The sequence below is a fragment of the Amycolatopsis sp. WAC 04169 genome, from assembly GCF_003947535.1.
In the GTDB taxonomy this organism is placed as follows: Bacteria; Actinomycetota; Actinomycetes; order Mycobacteriales; family Pseudonocardiaceae; genus Amycolatopsis; species Amycolatopsis keratiniphila.
Window position 1 is genome coordinate 1 of sequence record NZ_QHJI01000074.1, and the last position, 626, is coordinate 626.

Here is a 626-nt window from a genome sequence, read left to right on the forward strand (position 1 = left end):
GGAAGAAAGAGGGAGGAGGAAAGAAAGAGGAAGGAGAGGAGAGAGGAGGAGAAGGAAAAAAAAAAGAAAGGGAGGAAGGAGGAGGGGGAAAGAGGGAGGGAGGAAGAAAAGAGGAAAGAGAGGAGAGGAGGGGAGAGGAAGAGGGGGAGGAAGGAAAGGAGAAAGGAGAAGGAGGAGGGGGGGGGGAGAGGGGGGGAAAAGAGAAAGGGGGAGGAAGAAAGAGGAGAGGAGGGGGAGGAGAAGAAAAAGGAGGGGAGGGAAGAGGGGAGGGAGAGGGGGAGGAGGGGGAGGGAGGAGGAGGGGAGGAAGGAGAAGGAGGAAAAAGGAGAAGGAGAGAAGGAGGGGGGGGGGAAGGAGGAGGGGAAAGAGAAGGGAAGGAGGAAGGGGGAGGAGGGGAAGGGGAGGAGGAAAAGGAAGAAAGGGAGAGGGGAAAAGAAGAGGGGGAGGGGGGGAAGAAAGAGAAGGGAGGGAAAGAGAGGGAAAAAGAAGGGGAAGAAGGGGGAAAGGAGGGGAAGAGAAGAGAGGGAAAAGAAGGAAGAGGGGGAAAAGGAGGGGGGGGGGAGGAAAGAGGAGGAGAAAGGGGAGGAGATTAAAGCTACCAGTTATATGGCTGTTGGTTTCTATGT

At 56.1% G+C, this 626-nt stretch carries 1 protein-coding gene; it reads left to right on the forward strand.

Going from position 1 to position 626, the window contains the following annotated elements; translation table 11 throughout:
- On the forward strand, positions 1 to 626 hold a 626-nt coding region (locus tag DMC61_RS42195), incomplete at both ends, for a hypothetical protein (protein ID WP_199750250.1).